15 protein-coding genes and 1 pseudogene are annotated in these 16,081 nt (G+C 65.0%); 5 read left to right on the forward strand and 11 right to left on the reverse strand.

The features are described from left to right. Positions 1 to 26: 26 nt before the first annotated feature. The 10 genes from EN738_RS01075 to EN738_RS01120 all read right to left on the reverse strand — a co-directional run bounded on the left by EN738_RS01075 (position 27) and on the right by EN738_RS01120 (position 11,612). Positions 27 to 3,014, reverse strand: coding sequence for a 2-oxoglutarate dehydrogenase E1 component (locus tag EN738_RS01075; RefSeq protein WP_127282093.1), 2,988 nt, complete (start codon positions 3,012 to 3,014; stop codon positions 27 to 29). A 125-nt stretch (positions 3,015 to 3,139) separates the two neighbouring features. Continuing rightward, positions 3,140 to 4,042, reverse strand: coding sequence for a succinate--CoA ligase subunit alpha (gene sucD / locus EN738_RS01080; protein ID WP_127282094.1), 903 nt, complete (start codon positions 4,040 to 4,042; stop codon positions 3,140 to 3,142). A 12-nt stretch (positions 4,043 to 4,054) separates the two neighbouring features. After that, positions 4,055 to 4,549, reverse strand: a complete 495-nt coding sequence (locus tag EN738_RS01085) for a DUF1579 family protein (RefSeq protein WP_127282095.1) — start codon at positions 4,547 to 4,549, stop codon at positions 4,055 to 4,057. Positions 4,550 to 4,551: 2 nt separating this feature from the next. Further along, positions 4,552 to 4,923 carry a cupin domain-containing protein gene (locus tag EN738_RS01090; RefSeq protein ID WP_127282096.1) on the reverse strand — a complete coding sequence of 124 codons (372 nt, stop codon included), beginning with the start codon at positions 4,921 to 4,923 and terminating at the stop codon, positions 4,552 to 4,554. 4 nt (positions 4,924 to 4,927) lie between these two features. Next, on the reverse strand, positions 4,928 to 6,121 hold the full coding sequence (sucC, locus tag EN738_RS01095) for an ADP-forming succinate--CoA ligase subunit beta (protein ID WP_127282097.1): 1,194 nt from the start codon (positions 6,119 to 6,121) through the stop codon (positions 4,928 to 4,930). Positions 6,122 to 6,150: 29 nt separating this feature from the next. After that, positions 6,151 to 7,119: a malate dehydrogenase gene (gene mdh / locus EN738_RS01100; protein ID WP_126057450.1), complete on the reverse strand. Its 969-nt coding sequence runs from the start codon at positions 7,117 to 7,119 to the stop codon at positions 6,151 to 6,153. Between the two features lie 396 nt (positions 7,120 to 7,515). Then, a complete protein-coding gene (gene zapE / locus EN738_RS01105; protein ID WP_127282098.1) occupies positions 7,516 to 8,715 on the reverse strand; it encodes a cell division protein ZapE in 1,200 nt (399 codons plus the stop codon). Between the two features lie 113 nt (positions 8,716 to 8,828). Continuing rightward, positions 8,829 to 9,368 (reverse strand): AprI/Inh family metalloprotease inhibitor, encoded by a 540-nt coding sequence (locus tag EN738_RS01110; protein WP_127282099.1) that lies wholly within the window; start codon positions 9,366 to 9,368, stop codon positions 8,829 to 8,831. Positions 9,369 to 9,584: 216 nt separating this feature from the next. Then, positions 9,585 to 10,028 carry a VOC family protein gene (locus EN738_RS01115; protein WP_127282100.1) on the reverse strand — a complete coding sequence of 148 codons (444 nt, stop codon included), beginning with the start codon at positions 10,026 to 10,028 and terminating at the stop codon, positions 9,585 to 9,587. Positions 10,029 to 10,070: 42 nt separating this feature from the next. After that, positions 10,071 to 11,612: a hypothetical protein gene (locus tag EN738_RS01120; protein ID WP_127282101.1), complete on the reverse strand. Its 1,542-nt coding sequence runs from the start codon at positions 11,610 to 11,612 to the stop codon at positions 10,071 to 10,073. A gap of 44 nt (positions 11,613 to 11,656) precedes the next feature. Between EN738_RS01120 and EN738_RS01125 the strand changes: the two genes are divergently transcribed. Both EN738_RS01125 and EN738_RS01130 read left to right on the forward strand, forming a co-directional pair. After that, positions 11,657 to 12,667 carry an MBL fold metallo-hydrolase gene (locus EN738_RS01125; RefSeq protein ID WP_127282102.1) on the forward strand — a complete coding sequence of 337 codons (1,011 nt, stop codon included), beginning with the start codon at positions 11,657 to 11,659 and terminating at the stop codon, positions 12,665 to 12,667. An 81-nt stretch (positions 12,668 to 12,748) separates the two neighbouring features. Next, positions 12,749 to 12,910 (forward strand): DUF1328 family protein, encoded by a 162-nt coding sequence (locus EN738_RS01130; RefSeq protein ID WP_023683859.1) that lies wholly within the window; start codon positions 12,749 to 12,751, stop codon positions 12,908 to 12,910. Here the strand turns inward: EN738_RS01130 and EN738_RS01135 are convergent. Beyond that, positions 12,903 to 13,112, reverse strand: a complete 210-nt coding sequence (locus tag EN738_RS01135; protein WP_127282103.1) for a hypothetical protein — start codon at positions 13,110 to 13,112, stop codon at positions 12,903 to 12,905. The genes EN738_RS01130 and EN738_RS01135 overlap by 8 nt on opposite strands. A 15-nt stretch (positions 13,113 to 13,127) precedes the next feature. Here EN738_RS01135 and dapF point away from each other — a divergent pair, with 15 nt between their 5' ends. The 3 genes and pseudogenes from dapF to EN738_RS01150 all read left to right on the forward strand — a co-directional run. Next, positions 13,128 to 14,012 (forward strand): diaminopimelate epimerase, encoded by an 885-nt coding sequence (gene dapF, locus EN738_RS01140; protein ID WP_127282104.1) that lies wholly within the window; start codon positions 13,128 to 13,130, stop codon positions 14,010 to 14,012. Then, on the forward strand, positions 14,012 to 15,295 hold the full coding sequence (gene mtaB, locus EN738_RS01145; protein WP_127282105.1) for a tRNA (N(6)-L-threonylcarbamoyladenosine(37)-C(2))-methylthiotransferase MtaB: 1,284 nt from the start codon (positions 14,012 to 14,014) through the stop codon (positions 15,293 to 15,295). Before dapF ends, mtaB begins: the two co-directional genes overlap by 1 nt. 13 nt (positions 15,296 to 15,308) lie before the next feature. Next, positions 15,309 to 16,081: pseudogene (locus tag EN738_RS01150) on the forward strand (signal recognition particle-docking protein FtsY); the annotation flags it as partial.

Below are 16,081 nucleotides of genomic sequence, written 5' to 3' on the forward strand. Positions count from 1 at the left end.
CTGTCCGTTCTGTCTCTTCTTGAGTTCTATTCGCCGAGCGCGTCGTCGAGCAAGGCGGCGAGCTGGCTGAGATGCTTCGACATCAATCCGGTCGCCGGCGAGGCCGACGCCGGCCGGCCGGTGTAGCGGACCCGCTGATGCTTGGCGTCGATATGCGCCAGCACCCATTCGAGATAGGGATCGATGAACGACCAGGCGCCCATGTTCTTGGGCTCCTCCTGGCACCACACCATCTCGGCATTGCGGAAGCGTGACAGCTCGGTGATGAGCGCCTTGGCCGGGAACGGATAGAGCTGCTCGACGCGCAACAGGTAGATGTCGTTGATGCCGCGCTTCTCGCGCTCCTCGTAGAGGTCGTAGTAGACCTTGCCCGAGCAGAGCACGACGCGGCGGATCTTGGAATCCTTGGTCAGCTTGATCGCCTGGTTCGGCAACAGCTGCGCGTCGTCCCACAGCAGCCGGTGGAACGAGCTTTCGCCCGAAATCTCCGACAGCGTCGACACCGCCCGCTTGTGGCGCAGCAGCGACTTCGGCGTCATCAGGATCAGCGGCTTGCGGAAATCGCGTTTCAATTGCCGGCGCAGGATGTGGAAGTAGTTGGCCGGAGTGGTGACGTTGGCCACCTGCATGTTGTCCTCGGCGCAGAGCTGCAGGAAGCGCTCGAGCCTTGCCGAGGAGTGCTCCGGCCCCTGGCCCTCATAGCCATGCGGCAACAGGCAGACGAGGCCCGACATTCTCAGCCACTTGCGCTCGCCCGACGAGATGAACTGGTCGAACACCACCTGGGCGCCGTTGGCGAAGTCGCCGAACTGTGCTTCCCACAGCGTCAGCGCCTTCGGCTCGGCCAGGCTGTAGCCATATTCGAAGCCGAGCACCGCCTCTTCCGAAAGCATCGAGTTGATGACTTCATAGCCGGCCTGCGCCGCCGACAGGTTGTTGAGCGGGATGTAGCGCGTCTCGTCGCGCTGGTCGTAGAGCACCGAATGGCGCTGCGAGAAGGTGCCGCGCTCGGAATCCTGGCCGGAGAGCCGGATCGGGTTGCCGTCGAGCAGGATGGCGCCGAAGGCCAGCGCCTCGGCCGTCGACCAGTCGATGCCTTCGCCGGAGTCGATCGACTGGCGGCGGTTCTCGAGGAAGCGGACGATCGTCTTGTGCGCCTCGAAGCCCTTCGGCACCTCGGTCAGCTTCTTGCCGATCTCCTTCAGCGTCTTGACCGGCACGGCGGTCTTGCCGCGCCGCTGTTCGTCCTGGTTGTCGGCCGTGCGCAGGCCCGACCAGGCGCCGTCCAGCCAGTCGGCCTTGTTCGGCTTGTAGCTCTGGCCGACTTCCCACTCGGCTTCCAGATGCGCCCGCCAGTCGGCCTTCATCTTGTCGAACTCGGCCTGGGTGATGTGGCCCTCGGCCATCAGCCGGTCGGCATAGATCTGCACCGTCGTCTTGTGGGTGCGGATGGCGCGGTACATGATCGGCTGGGTGAAGGCCGGTTCGTCGCCCTCATTGTGGCCGAAGCGGCGGTAGCAGAACATGTCCACCACCACCGGCTTGTGGAACTTCATGCGGAACTCGGTCGCCACCTTGGCGGCGTGCACCACCGCTTCCGGGTCGTCGCCATTGACGTGGAAGATCGGCGCCTCGATCATCTTGGCGACATCCGACGGATAGGGCGAGGAGCGCGAGAAGCGCGGATTGGTGGTGAAGCCGATCTGGTTGTTGATGATGACATGCAGCGTGCCGGCGACGCGATGGCCGCGCAGGCCGGATAGGCCGAGGATCTCGGCGATCACGCCCTGGCCGGCAAAGGCGGCGTCGCCGTGCAACAGCAGCGGCATCACCTTGGCGCGTTCCGACAGCGGCACGATCTCGCCGCGCTCGCGGCCGGCGAACTGGTCCTGCTTGGCGCGCGCCTTGCCCATCACCACCGGGTCGACGATTTCCAGATGCGAAGGATTGGCGGTCAGCGACAGGTGCACCTTGTTGCCGTCGAACTCGCGGTCCGACGAGGCGCCGAGATGGTACTTAACGTCGCCCGAGCCCTCGACCTCGTCGGGTGCCGCCGAGCCGCCCTTGAACTCATGGAAGATGGCGCGGTGCGGCTTGGCCATCACCTGGGAGAGCACGTTGAGGCGGCCGCGATGCGCCATGCCGAGCACGACCTCTTTCAGGCCGAGCTGGCCGCCGCGCTTGAGGATCTGCTCCAGCGCCGGGATCAGCGCCTCGCCGCCGTCGAGGCCGAAGCGCTTGGTGCCCTTGTACTTGACGTCGGCGAACTGCTCGAAGCCTTCCGATTCGATCAGCTTCTGCAGGATCGCCTTCTTGCCGGTCGCGGTGAAGGTGATCTCCTTGTCGGCGCCCTCGATGCGCGCCTGAATCCAGGCCTTCTCCTCGGGGTCGGAGATGTGCATGAACTCGACGCCGAGCGTCGAGCAGTAGGTGCGGGTCAGAATGTCCAGCATCTGCCGGATCGTGCCGAACTCGAGCCCCAGCACATTGTCGAGGAAGATCGGCCGGTCGTAATCTGCTGACGTGAAGCCGTAATTCTCCGGCGACAGCTCGTTGTAGTCCTCGAGCGGCTTGGCGATGCCGAGCGGGTCGAGATTGGCATGCAGATGGCCGCGCATGCGGTAGGCGCGGATCATCATGATGGCACGCACGGAATCGCGCGTCGCCTGGTGCACGTCGGCATCGGACAGGACGACGCCGTTGGTGACCGCCTTTTCTTTGACCTTCTTCTCGATCGTCTTTTCGACCAGGCCCCAATTGCCGTCGAGCGCCGAGACCAGTTCGCCATTGGCCGAGAGCGGCCAGGAGGGCCTGGCCCAGGAAGCGCCGTTGGCGTTCTTGCGGACGTCCGCGGCGTCGTCCTTCAGCGCCGCGAAGAAATCCTGCCACTGCGGATCGACCGAGCCGGGATCGTCCTCATAGGCGGCGTAGAGCGCGTCGATATAGTCGGCATTGCCGCCATAGAGGAAAGAGGTGAGCGAAAATTGGTCGTTGGCCTGATCTTGTCGTGCCATGTCACTTGTCGGAGCCTGGCTCCGTCTCCTTAGTTTGGAGGGAGTAGGGGAATAGGGGAGTAAGGGAATAGGGCTGTCCAGCGCCTGTCTTTCCCTATTCCCTTCTGCCTTACTCCCCTACGCTCTTAACCCTTGATCGCCTCGACCAGCGTCGTGCCCAGCCGTGCCGGCGACGGCGAAACTTTTATCCCGGCCGATTCCATCGCCGCGATCTTGTCCTCGGCGCCGCCCTTGCCGCCGGAGATGACCGCGCCGGCATGGCCCATGGTGCGGCCGGCCGGCGCCGTGCGCCCGGCGATGAAGCCGGCCATCGGCTTCTTGCGGCCACGCCTGGCTTCGTCCTTGAGGAACTGCGCGGCGTCTTCCTCGGCCGAGCCGCCGATCTCGCCGATCATGATGATCGACTTGGTCTCGTCGTCGGCGAGGAACATCTCCAGCACGTCGATGAACTCGGTGCCTTTGACCGGATCGCCGCCAATGCCGACGGCGGTGGTCTGGCCGAGGCCGACATTGGTGGTCTGGAACACTGCCTCATAGGTAAGCGTTCCCGAGCGCGAAACAACGCCGACCGAACCCTTGCGGAAGATGTTGCCGGGCATGATGCCGATCTTGCATTCGTCGGGGGTCAGCACGCCCGGGCAGTTCGGTCCGATCAGCCGTGACGTCGAGCGATCGAGCCGCGCCTTGACCTTGACCATGTCCATCACCGGGATGCCCTCGGTGATGCAGACGATCAGCGGGATCTCGGCCTCGATCGCCTCGATGATGGCTTCGGCGGCGCCCGCCGGCGGCACGTAGACGACGGAGGCGTTGGCGCCGGTCTTGGCCTTGCCCTCGGCGACGGAAGCGAAGATCGGCAGGCTCTCGCCCTTGGCGCCGGTCCAGGTCTCGCCGCCCTTCTTGGGATGGATGCCGCCAACCATCTTGGTGCCGTGATAGGCCAGCGCCTGCTCGGTGTGGAACGTGCCGGTCTTGCCGGTCAGGCCCTGAACCAGCACCTTGGTGTTCTTGTCGATGAGAATGGACATCGGAGCCCTTTTCTAAACGTTGATCGAGGAAGGCGAGACGCGCCGGTAGAGCCCGCTCACCATGTCTTGCCAGCCATCGCTGCCGGCAGGTTTGAAGTTCAGTCGCATGCGGTAGGCATCGTCGCCGTCGAAACTGTAGGTCACCCGTGCAGCGCCGCGCGGTGACGACCGCTCCAGCACCAGCTCGTCGCCATTCCAGGTGCCCGTGGCCGGCGAGGCCGGCACGAAGCCCATGGAATCGAACTGATGCATGGTGACGAGTTTGGACTGCTGGTCGAAGCCGAACACATTATGCGAGCCGAACGAGACCGTGCCGTCGCGGCGCTGCTTGTAACGCTGCACCACGAACAACCCGCCGAACTGCGCTTCCGCCAAGATTTCCGACGTTGCCGCGCCTTCATCGGCCCATTGTGTCGCCGCGACGTCCTCCTCGCCGCGCCACGCGCCGACCAGCGCCTGCAGGCGCTGGTGATCGGCCGAGAGCGAGGAGAAAGAGGCCGCGTTCATGGTCAGAGCCGCTTCAGGTCGGTGACAGTGAGGTCGCTCTTGGCATTGCCGGTGTTCAAGGTCGTCGCCGGCTCGAACATCAGCACGATAGGCTCTTCGGTGAGCGAGCGCGGCCGGTGCTCGACGCCGCGCGGCACGACGATGAAATCGCCCTCGCCGAGCTCGACCGGCCCGTCGCGGAAATCGATGGCGATGCGCCCACGCAATACGAGGAAGGCTTCATCCTCATTGTCATGCGCATGCCAGTCGAAGGCCGCGCCGAACTTGGCGACCTTGGCCTGGCTGTCATTGACGTCGCCGGCGATGTGCGGATCGAAGACCTTGGCGATCTTCGCGTCCGCCGCCTCGACCAGGTTTATCTTGCGCGGGGGCATCCGCTCAGCCCTTCACCGCCTTGACGATCTTCTTGGCCGCGTCGTCGAGGTCGTCGGCCGAGACGACGTTGAGGCCGCTGTCATTGATGATCTTCTTGCCCAGTTCGGCATTTGTGCCTTCCAGCCGCACCACCAGCGGCACCTTCAGCCCGACTTCCTTGACCGCGGCGATCACGCCTTCGGCGATCACGTCGCATTTCATGATGCCGCCGAAGATATTGATCAAAATGCCTTCGACCGCCGGATCCTTGGTGATGATCTTGAACGCCGCCGTCACCTTCTCTTTCGAAGCGCCGCCACCGACATCGAGGAAGTTGGCCGGTTCGGCGCCGTAGAGCTTGATGATGTCCATCGTCGCCATGGCCAGGCCTGCGCCGTTGACCATGCAGCCGATATTGCCGTCGAGCGCGACATAGGCGAGGTCGTATTTCGACGCCTCGATTTCCTTCTCGTCCTCTTCGGTGGTGTCGCGCAGCTCCATCACATCGGGGTGGCGGAACAGCGCGTTGTTGTCGAACGAGACTTTTGCGTCGAGCACGCGCAGCCGGCCGTTCTTCATCACGATCAGCGGGTTGACCTCGAGCAGGCTCATGTCCTTCTCGACAAAGGCCTTGTAGAGGATCGGGAATAGCGTGCCGCCGTCCTTGGCGGCGTCGCCGTCGAGCTTCAGCGCGCCGTTGAGCGTCTTGAGATCATCCGCCGTCACGCCCTTTTCCGGGTCGATGGCGACGGTGATGATCTTTTCCGGCGTGTCATGCGCCACCGCCTCGATGTCCATGCCGCCCTCGGTCGAGACGACGAAGGCGATGCGGCCGACCGAACGGTCGACCAGGATGGACAGATAGAGCTCGCGGTCGATGTCGGCGCCGTCCTCGACATAGATGCGGTTGACCTGCTTGCCGGCAGGGCCGGTCTGCTTGGTGACCAGCGTGTGGCCGAGCATCTCGTTGGCGTTGGCGACCACTTCGGCCACCGACTTCGCCAGCCGCACGCCGCCCTTGGCGTCGGGGGAAAGCTCCTTGAACTTGCCCTTGCCGCGGCCGCCGGCATGGATCTGGCTCTTCACCACATAGAGCGGGCCGGGCAGCGCCTTGGCGGCGGCTTCGGCATCGCCGGCCTTCAGCACCGGCACGCCATCCGCCACCGGCGCGCCGAACGACTTCAGCAGTGCCTTGCCCTGATATTCATGGATGTTCATGGCTTATCTCCGGATCAACTGCTGGCGGATCACTTCGAGGCGAGGTGCGGCGCGATCTTGACGCAGGCCTCGGTCAGGCCCTGCACCGTCGCCACCGAACTGTCGAACATCTTCTGCTCGCTCTTGTTGAGGTCGATCTCGATGACGCGCTCGACACCGCCGGCGCCGATCACAACGGGAACGCCGACATAGGTGTTCTTCACCCCGTACTGGCCCGACAGGTGGGCCGCGCAGGGCAGCACGCGCTTCTTGTCCTTGAGGAAGGATTCGGCCATCGCGATCGCCGAAGCCGCCGGCGCATAATAGGCCGAGCCGGTCTTGAGCAGCCCGACGATCTCGGCGCCGCCATCGCGGGTGCGCTGCACGATCTGGTCGAGCTTTTCCTTCGAGGTCCAGCCCATCTTGACGAGGTCGGGCAGCGGAATGCCGGAGACCGTCGAATAGCGGATCATCGGCACCATCGAATCGCCGTGGCCGCCGAGCACGAAGGCGGTGACGTCCTCGACCGAGACCTTGAACTCCTCGGCCAGGAAATAACGGAAGCGCGCGCTGTCGAGCACGCCGGCCATGCCGACGACATGTGTCTTGGGCAGGCCGGAGAACTTCTGCAGCGCCCATACCATCGCGTCGAGCGGGTTGGTGATGCAGATGACGAAGGCCTTCGGCGCATACTTCTTCAGTCCGGCGCCGACCTGCTCCATGACCTTGAGGTTGATGCCGAGCAGGTCGTCGCGGCTCATGCCCGGCTTGCGTGGCACGCCGGCGGTGACGATGCAGACGTCGGCGCCCTCGATGCCGGCATAGTCGTTGACGCCGGTCAGCCTGGCGTCGAAGCCGTCGACCGGCGACGACTGCGCGATATCCAGCCCCTTGCCCTGCGGAATGCCCTCGGCGATATCGAACAGAACCACGTCGCCGAGGTCCTTGAGGCCGATCATATGGGCGAGGGTGCCGCCGATCATGCCCGAGCCGATAAGCGCTATCTTGTTGCGTGCCATGTGAGGATTTTTTCCCTTTGTCTGTGACGGCGCCAAATCTTTGCGACTTGCTGACGGCGTCGAGGAAGGAGGCCGAATGCTGCGGGGAACCCGTGAGATTTCGCCGCACCCAATAGCTCCGGTGGATGGAAAATTCAAACGATTATTTTGGAGCGAGCATTTTCAATCGGTTAGATAATTTGGGTTTTACGTAAACGTCAAAATTATTGAGCCGACTTGGGAGAATTTATACAATGAAGGTGGAAATCTGAAGGCTGGCAGCCGGCGATGACGCCCTTGTGATGGCGATGCCCGGTGGGCGCGCGGGGAGCGGCATGGGTTAACGAAGGCGCTCGCAATTAAGGTGATGCGCGCTTCGGAGATTGGCCGAAGTCGCAGCCGTTGCGCTTCGTCAGCCTACGCCCGCGCCTGCTGTGCCTCCGGCGCCACCGTCTCCACCTTCCGCCTCTCCGCCCAGTCCTCCAGCCATTCGTGGCCCTGCATCTCGATAAGGCGCGAGGCAGTACGTTCGAACTCGAACACCTCGTTGCCGCGCTTGGCCGTATAGAGCCCGGTCGGCGGAGCATCGGCGCTCACCACCAGCCTGATGTGATGATCGTAGAGCGTGTCGATCAACAGGATGAAGCGCTTGGCCTCGTTGCGCTTGCCTTCGCCGAGCACCGGCACATGGTCGATGAAAATGGTCGAGAAGCGGCCGGCGATGGCCAGGAAATCGCGCGCGCCGAGCGGCTTTTCGCAAAGGTCGGCGAAGGAAAAGCGCGCAGCGTCGCCGGCCGCGCGCGGCACCGCGACCTGCCGGCCCTTCACCGTCAGCGCCGTCTCGGCCGTCGGCTTGCCGTGCGTCATTGCTTGCCAGGCCTCGTCGAGGGCGGCGTCGGCGGCCGCATCCGCCGGCGAGACGTAGACCGCCATGCGGCTGAGCTTCTCGAGGCGATAGTCCTTGTCGCTGTCCAGCGTCATCACCTCGGCATTGCGCTCCAGGAGGCCGATGAAAGGCAGGAAGAGCTGCCGGTTCAGCCCGTCGCGATAGAGGTTCTCGGGCGCGACATTGGAGGTGGCGACCAGCACGACGCCGTCGGCAAACAGCGCCGAGAACAGCCTGGACAGGATCATCGCATCGGCGATGTCGGTGACGGAGAACTCGTCGAAGCACAACACCCAGGCCTGCTCGGCCAGCGCGTGCGCCACCGGCGGGATCGGGTCGTCCTCCTTGACGTCGCCGTTCTTGCGCGCCTGCCGGTGCTTCTGGATGCGGTCCTGCACATCGGCCATGAAGTCGTTGAAATGGACGCGGCGCTTGCGCCTGACCGGCAACAGCTCGAAGAACATGTCCATCAGCATGGTCTTGCCGCGGCCGACGCCGCCATGGATGTAAAGGCCCCTGACCGCCGCCGGCGGCTGCTTGCGGGCGAACAGCCAGCCCAGCGCGCTCGATTTCTGAGCCAGTCTTTTTGCAGAGATCTCGTCGGTCAGCCGATCGAGCGCGGCGGCGATGCGCTCCTGCGCCGGGTCGCGCGCGATGGCGCCCGTCTCGACCAGATGGTCGTAGCGCTGCCTGACGGTCGCATGGGTCTGGAGGCCGTCACGCAGGTGCATCGGTCACGTTGTTGTTGAGCACATCCAGGAAAAGTAGCGGCTTTCCGCGCGCAATTGGAGCGGTTAGGCGACTCTTTCGAACGCTGAACCGCCTCAAGGGCGGCGGTTTCGCCCTACCTGGTAAGCGAGATCGGCAGGCCGGTGGAGGTCTGGCCGTCGAATTTCTCGCCGCCCGAGGAATAGAGCTTGGCCAGCGTGCCGCCATTCTCGTCATAGAGGGTCAGCTGCTTGCCGGCGACATTCCAGGACTTGATGCCGTCGATCGGCGCCGGGCAATGCAACGGGCCGGCACGGTAGCCGGCGCCGAACTTGGTCTGCGGCGTCGCCACCTTGCAGCTCTGGCCGGAAACGCTGGCGTTCCAGACACCGGCGACACTGGCCGCGGTCAGGTCCGGCGCCCCTGCGGGCGCGCTTCCATCCGGCGGCAGCGAGGCGACCTGGCTGTTCGCCGGCGCGGTTGGGAACTGCGAGCCGTCGGCGGTGCCGGGAGCCGCCGGCGGCGGCAGCTGGTTTCCGGTCACCGTGCCGGCGGGCGCGGGAGTCAGCGGCGCCGGCTGCTGGTCATCCATCGACGAGAATCGCGATGTCGAGCAGCCGCTTGCAATCAGCGCGGCCAGCGATACGGCCACCAGACCGGTCTTCGAAAAAGTCATTCCTGCCTCCGTCGGATCCGGCTGGGGGGACGCCGTCCGCGCAATCTCTCCCTCCACCAAGATGGAGAAGGTGGCAGAATTTCAACCCGATATGGTTAAAATAGGGTTTTCGGAGCAATTGTTGCAATTTTACCGCAACAGGCGTGTGACCCTCGAAGGCCTGCCTGTGGCGCGCCCCGAAGAAGCCCGTCGTGCTCGGCAAAGCCCGACGCATCCCTAAGCGGAAAGCGCCGCGCTCGGCACGAAGACATAGCCGTCCGGACCGACGACATAGCATTCGCGCAGGCCATGCGGCTTGTCGATCGTGCCGGCGAGCACGATGTGGCCGAGATCGCGCGCCCGCGCCTCGATCGCATCCGGATCGGCGCCGTAGAGACGCAGCTCGATGCCCGTCCCGCGCGTCTCGGCGCCCGTGATGACGCCGCTCATCTCATTGTCGAGATAGGAATGGTCGGCATGCAGCATGAATATCGAGCCCAAGAGCTCGATCGCCGCGAAATCCTCGTCGGCATAGACGATACGGGCGCCAAGCACGTCGCGGCAGAAGGCCTCCATCGCCGCCATGTCGGTGACCAGAAGATTGACGCCGATGCCGCGCGGCAGCGAGCGGCCGAAATCCTCGGCCTTCATCCACGGTGTCTTGGTCCGCTTCATTGCCATCGTGCTGCCCTCGGAAATTACAGGGATGTCGCTGGAACGGTCTCAGCGCGGTTCGAACCGGTAGAGCCGTTGCGCGAGCGCCACCGGGGGCCGCAGCAAGTCGGCGCAGCGGCGGTCCAGGTCGAGCGCCAGCTGATGAGCTCTCCCCACTGCCGTCTTCCAGTCGCCGGCTGTTTTCAGAAACCCCACCGCGTCTGCGGGGCGATCGGCCGCGATCATCAGATCTGCGGCGACGATGCGATCGTCTGGTGAAATGGTTTCGCCGGCCTTCAGCTTGCCGGCCAATCCGACCCACTGCTCCCAGGGGAAGGCCGCCGCCAGCTGTTTCGGGCGAGGGGGCGCTTCGGTCTCACCGCCTTGCATGAAAGGCGCCAAAGTAAACCGCGCCAATGCCCTTTCGACGAAAGACTCGGCCATTTCGCCTTGCACATCGGAGATGCCAAAGCCAGCCAGGATACTCTCTCGGTCTTTGCGACCGAGAACATAGTCGAGCCCATCGAGCATGGCCGCCGTGACGGCATCGGGATTGTTGATCGGGTCGAGCTGTTTTGCCGCGATCCGCGCATTGAGGCCTTCAGCCACCGTTGTGCCGACGCGCAGGTCGCCGCTGTAATTTATCACCTGCAGCAGCATCGCGGTTTGCGGAGCATAGGCTACAAGCCGCCCGACCTTCCGCAGAACGGCGCCCAAATCATTCTTGCGGTCGATCGCCTGGACTTCCGCCGGCTGTTTGGAAATATCGAAGGAAGGACGAAGATCGGCCGCGTGGAGCGCATTGCGTATGAACTGCGCGCGGTCGTCCTTTTTGGGAAGCGCCGTGGCCGGAAGGCGATCGAGGGCGGAAACGAAGTCAGTAAGATTGTCCTCGAACGCCCGCACATCGAGGGCCAGCCGCCAAATTCCTGCATCTTCCGCTCTCTTGGCAAAACGCGACTTCGCCTCGTCATCGAGGTCGGCCAGTGCCTGCGCAATCCCCGCCGCGCCGACCGATGCGTTGTTGGCATCGGATGCCTGCCAGCGCGCCAGTTCACCCAGCAGCCACTCGCCGCCATCTTCGGTGACAAGCGCGCGCCAGGCAGATTGGCCAAGCTGTGGCACAATCGACTGTGCCTTGGGCAGCGGTTGCATGCCGGCAATCATCGCCGCCCGATCCGGCGTTGTTGCATAGGCAAGCCTGAGTTCGACAATGCGAAGCGGCGGGTGAGTGCGTTTTTCCAAACCCGCCAGAAGCGCCGAGCCTTCGGCGTAGGCAAGGCCGCCATAGCGTATCTTAAGATAGGCCGCGTCATCGCCAAAACGATCGCGCCAGAAATTCGGGAACGTTGCCGGTTCGGCGAGCAGGAAATCGCCCGCGTCCAGGATGGCTGGCGTGTGAGCACAAGCGCCGGGCTGCGTCTGCGCGGCAGCCGGCGCTATCGGCGCGATCCCCATGATCGTCGCCACGACTGCAAGAACTGCTTGCCGACGCATGGTGGCCCCCTCCATTCCGCCGAGCGATCGTATACCGGAAATCATCGCCGGCGCCAGCGCGCGGCCTTTGGCCAGGGCATGCACCCGTCCCCAAATGCTTGCGCCAGATGGCATCGATCCTATCTTGCAAGGAGCAGAAACATGCCGGAGCCGCAACCTTGGCCGCAAGAAAGAGAGCCGCCAACCGCTATTACAGCGGCCCGCCAAGCGACCATTTCGACGGCACTCTGTTCTTCAATCCCGACGGCAAGCCGCCCGGCCGCTTCGCCGATCTCTTGAAATGGCAGCTGAGCGGCGAGCGCGCGAAATGGCCGGCGGCCAATCCGAGCCCGTTCCATCAGGCGAGGCCCGACGAGCGCGTCGACAGCGGCGCGCTGCGGCTCACCATGGTCGGCCATTCCTCGCTGCTCATCCAGACGGCGGGGCTGAACATCCTCACCGATCCGGTCTGGTCGCAGCGCGTCTCGCCGCTTTCCTTCGCCGGGCCGAAACGGGTCAACGCGCCGGGCATCGCCTTTTCCCAGTTGCCGCCGATCGACCTCGTGCTGGTCAGCCACAACCATTACGACCATCTCGATCTCGCCACGCTGAAGCGGCTGAAGGCAAAGCACGACCCGCTGGTGATCACGCCGCTCGGCAACGACGCCATTATCGACGCCGCCGTGCCCGGCATGCGGCTCAGCGCGCATGACTGGGGCGGCAGGATCGACCTCGGCAAGGATGCCGCCGTCCATGTCGAACCGGTGCACCACTGGTCGGCCCGCGGCACCCGCGACCGGCGCATGGCCCTCTGGGCGGGGTTCGTGGTCGAGACGCCAAGCGCAAAAATCTATTTCGCCGGCGATACCGGCTTCCATGGCGGCGCCAACTACCGGCTGATGGCGGAGAAGCATGGCGGTTTCCGCCTCGCCATCCTGCCGATCGGCGCCTATGAGCCGCGCTGGTTCATGGAGCCGCAGCACCAGAATCCGGAGGAGGCGGTGCAAGGCATGAAGCTCTGCAACGCAGCCCACGCCGCCGGCTGCCACTGGGGCACTTTTCAACTCACCAATGAACCGATCGACGAGCCTGCCCGCAAATTGGCCGAGGCGCTCGACGCCGAGCGCCTGCCGCGCGAGCGTTTCCGCGCCTTGCGGCCGGGCGAGGTGTGGGATGTGCCGGCCGCCTAGCCCGGAACCTGAGCCGACCACAGGAACCCAAGCCGACAAGAGGCGTTGATCCCACAACGCAATTCGGCTGGGAGCCTTCCCATGATCAAGTGGATCATCATCCTTCTTATTGTCGCCGCCGCAGCGAGCCTGCTCGGCATGCCGGCATTGGCAGGTGCGGCCGCCACCGGCGCGCGCGTCCTGATCGGCATCGTCCTCGTCATCTTCCTGCTGATCGTGCTCGGCGTCTTCGCGGTTACTTAGGTTCGGCATCTTTGCCGTAACCAGCCGCGTCGTCTTCGTCGTGGGCTAGGCCCGACCTCTTCGTCGTGGCCGGTTCGGCATCTTTGCCGTAATCAGCGGCGGCGTCTTCGTCGTCGCCAAGGCGCGACGTCTTCGCCGCCGCTTCAACCGCGCCGCACTGGTAATTCCCGCCCGTTTCCGCCATATAGCGCCAAACGGACATGGAATGACCGGCTAGATGGCAGGCACCGCCCCCTTCGCCAAGATGAACGGCATCGGCAACGAGATCATCGTTGCCGATATGCGCGGCCGTGCCGATCGGGTGACGGCGGCGGCGGCGATCGCGCTCAATGGCGACGCCGCGACCAAGTTCGACCAGATCATGGCGATCCATGACGCCAGGACGCCCGGCACCGCCTACTATATCGACATCCTCAATTCCGACGGTTCCGGCGCGCAGGCCTGCGGCAACGGCACACGCTGCGTGGTGCAGGCGCTGGCCGCCGAGACCGGCCTGAAGGCTTTCACCTTCGAGACCCGCGCCGGCATCCTCAACGCCGCGGAACATGCCGACGGCACGATCTCGGTCGACATGGGCACGCCGCGCTTCGGCTGGCAGGAGATCCCGCTTGCCGAGGAGTTCCGCGACACCCGCATGATCGAGCTGCAGATCGGCCCGATCGACGCGCCGGTGCTGCATTCGCCCTCGGCAGTCTCGATGGGCAACCCGCACGCCATCTTCTGGGTCGACCGCGACGTCTGGTCCTATGAGCTCGACCGCTTCGGCCCGCTTTTGGAAAACCATCCGATCTTCCCCGAGCGCGCCAACATCACCATCGCTCAGGTCACCTCGCCCGAAACCATGGTCATCCGTACCTGGGAACGCGGCGCCGGCCTGACCAAGGCCTGCGGCTCGGCGGCCTGCGCCGCCGTGGTGGCGGCCGCCCGCACCAAGCGCACCGGCCGCAGCGTCTCGCTGATGACGCCCGGCGGCGGCTCGCTGCATGTCGAATGGCGCGACGACGACCACGTCATCCTGACCGGTGCCGCCGAATGGGAATTCTCCGGCAGCTTCGACCCCTCGACCGGCACCTGGGCCCGCGACACCGAAAGCGCGGCCTGATGGCAATAGACGTCGTCACCTTCGGCTGTCGCTTGAACACCTATGAATCCGAGGTGATGCGCAAGGAGGCGGAAAGCGCCGGCCTCGGCGCGCTGAAGGGCGGCGCCGTCATCTTCAACACCTGCGCCGTCACCGCGGAAGCGGTGCGCCAGGCCAAGCAATCGATCCGCAAGGCCCGCCGCGAGAACCCGCACGCCCGCATCATCGTCACCGGTTGCGCGGCGCAGACCGAGCCGCAGAACTTCGCCGCCATGGGCGAGGTCGACCTCGTGCTCGGCAATGAGGAGAAGCTGAAGGCGAACTCCTATCGCGCGCTGCCCGATTTCGGCGTCAACGACACCGAGAAGGCGCGCGTCAACGACATCTTCTCGATGCGCGAGACGGCCGGCCACATGGTCGATGCGATCGAAGGCCGGGCGCGCGCCTTCGTCCAGGTGCAGAACGGCTGCGACCACCGCTGCACCTTCTGCATCATCCCCTACGGCCGCGGCAATTCGCGCTCGGTGCCGATGGGCGCCGTGATCGAGCAGGTCAAGCGGCTGGCCGGCAATGGCTATGCCGAGATCGTGCTGACCGGCGTCGACATGACCAGTTTTGGCGCCGACCTGCCGGGCGCCCCGAAGCTTGGGAAGCTGGTGAAGACGATCCTGCGCCAGGTGCCCGACGTGAAGCGGCTCAGGCTGTCCTCGATCGATTCCATCGAGGCCGATGACGATCTGCTGGACGCCATCGCCACCGAGCCCCGGCTGATGCCGCACCTGCATCTGTCGCTGCAGTCGGGCGACGACATGATCCTGAAGCGCATGAAGCGCCGCCATCTGCGCGACCAGTCGATCCGCTTCTGCGAGGACGTGCGCAAGTTGCGCCCCGGCATTGTCTTTGGCGCCGACATCATCGCCGGCTTCCCGACCGAGACCGAGGCGATGTTCGAGAATTCGGAAAGAATAGTCGAGGAATGCGGGTTGACGCATCTCCACGTCTTCCCGTTCAGCCCACGCGAAGGCACGCCCGCTGCGCGCATGCCGCAGGTCCGCCGCGAGGTGGTCAAGCAGCGCGCCGCCAGGCTCCGCGCCGCCGGCGAGGCGGCCTATCGCCGCCATCTCGCTGCCCTTGCCGGCACGCGCCAGTCGATCCTGGTCGAGCGCGACGGTCTCGGCCGCACCGAAGGGTTTACGCTGGCCGCCATCGACGCCGGGACGCCGGGCGAGATCGTCGAGGCCATCATCACCTGCCATGACGGTGCCCGCTTGATCGCGGCGCCCCTGGCCGCCCGCGCCGCCTGAGAAAAAGCAAAGCATGGCCGGTTTCTTCAAGAAGATATTTTCGTTCGGCAAGAAGGAAGTCGTCGAGGAACGCGTCGACGAGACCGCCCCGCTGCCGCCGATCAAATGGGACGCGCTCGAGGCGCTGAAGCCGGCGGCCGAGCAGGCTCCCCACCCTGATGGGGAGGGTCCCCACGAAGTGGCGGCGCGGGGTGACAGTGCCGACGCTGGTGCCAGTCACCCCCACCCCCGAGCTGCGCTCGGGACCTCCCCCATCGAGGGGGAGGTAGAGGCCGCGCCCCAACCGGTTCCGCAAGAGCCGAAGCCCGCACCGGCTATTCCACAGCCGCCGGAACCAATCGTTCCGTCCGAGCCGGAACCTCTGCCGAAGCCCCGCCCGGAAGAAGAGCCGAAACCCGTTCCGCAAACGCCCGAGCCACCGGCGCCGGAAGAAGTGCCGCCGGCACCACCGGAACCAGCGCCCGAGCCGCAGCCCCAAGAGGTGCCTGCACCCGCGCCGGCCGAGCCGGAAATTGTCCCGTCGCATCCGGAACCGCAGCCTGAGCCGTCGCCGATCGAGGTGCCGACCCTGCCCAGCGAAGTCCCTGCCGATACGCCGTCGCCGATCGAGATTCCACCGGCCGAGGCATCTTCTATCGAGCCATTTTCAGAGGTCGGCGCCGCCCCTCATCCGCCTGCCGGCACCTTCTCCCCGCATAGTGACGGGGAGAAGGAAGAAGTGCCAACGCCGACGCCCCCCTCTCCCCGTCCTTCACGGGGAGAGGGTAAGGGTGAGGGGCAGCGCCG

Origin of the sequence: Mesorhizobium sp. M4B.F.Ca.ET.017.02.2.1 (assembly GCF_003998955.1) — a bacterium.
Lineage (GTDB): Bacteria > Pseudomonadota > Alphaproteobacteria > Rhizobiales > Rhizobiaceae > Mesorhizobium > Mesorhizobium abyssinicae.

Excerpts from the sequence above, each read along its gene's own strand:
- EN738_RS01075 (WP_127282093.1), bottom strand. The coding sequence starts at position 3,014 with ATGGCACGACAAGATCAGGCCAACGACCAATTTTCGCTCACCTCTTTC.
- sucD (WP_127282094.1), bottom strand. The coding sequence starts at position 4,042 with ATGTCCATTCTCATCGACAAGAACACCAAGGTGCTGGTTCAGGGCCTG.
- EN738_RS01085 (WP_127282095.1), bottom strand. The coding sequence starts at position 4,549 with ATGAACGCGGCCTCTTTCTCCTCGCTCTCGGCCGATCACCAGCGCCTG.
- EN738_RS01090 (WP_127282096.1), bottom strand. The coding sequence starts at position 4,923 with ATGCCCCCGCGCAAGATAAACCTGGTCGAGGCGGCGGACGCGAAGATC.
- sucC (WP_127282097.1), bottom strand. The coding sequence starts at position 6,121 with ATGAACATCCATGAATATCAGGGCAAGGCACTGCTGAAGTCGTTCGGC.
- mdh (WP_126057450.1), bottom strand. The coding sequence starts at position 7,119 with ATGGCACGCAACAAGATAGCGCTTATCGGCTCGGGCATGATCGGCGGC.
- zapE (WP_127282098.1), bottom strand. The coding sequence starts at position 8,715 with ATGCACCTGCGTGACGGCCTCCAGACCCATGCGACCGTCAGGCAGCGC.
- EN738_RS01110 (WP_127282099.1), bottom strand. The coding sequence starts at position 9,368 with ATGACTTTTTCGAAGACCGGTCTGGTGGCCGTATCGCTGGCCGCGCTG.
- EN738_RS01115 (WP_127282100.1), bottom strand. The coding sequence starts at position 10,028 with ATGGCAATGAAGCGGACCAAGACACCGTGGATGAAGGCCGAGGATTTC.
- EN738_RS01120 (WP_127282101.1), bottom strand. The coding sequence starts at position 11,612 with ATGCCATCTGGCGCAAGCATTTGGGGACGGGTGCATGCCCTGGCCAAA.
- EN738_RS01130 (WP_023683859.1), top strand. The coding sequence starts at position 12,749 with ATGATCAAGTGGATCATCATCCTTCTTATTGTCGCCGCCGCAGCGAGC.
- EN738_RS01135 (WP_127282103.1), bottom strand. The coding sequence starts at position 13,112 with ATGTCCGTTTGGCGCTATATGGCGGAAACGGGCGGGAATTACCAGTGC.
- dapF (WP_127282104.1), top strand. The coding sequence starts at position 13,128 with ATGGCAGGCACCGCCCCCTTCGCCAAGATGAACGGCATCGGCAACGAG.
- mtaB (WP_127282105.1), top strand. The coding sequence starts at position 14,012 with ATGGCAATAGACGTCGTCACCTTCGGCTGTCGCTTGAACACCTATGAA.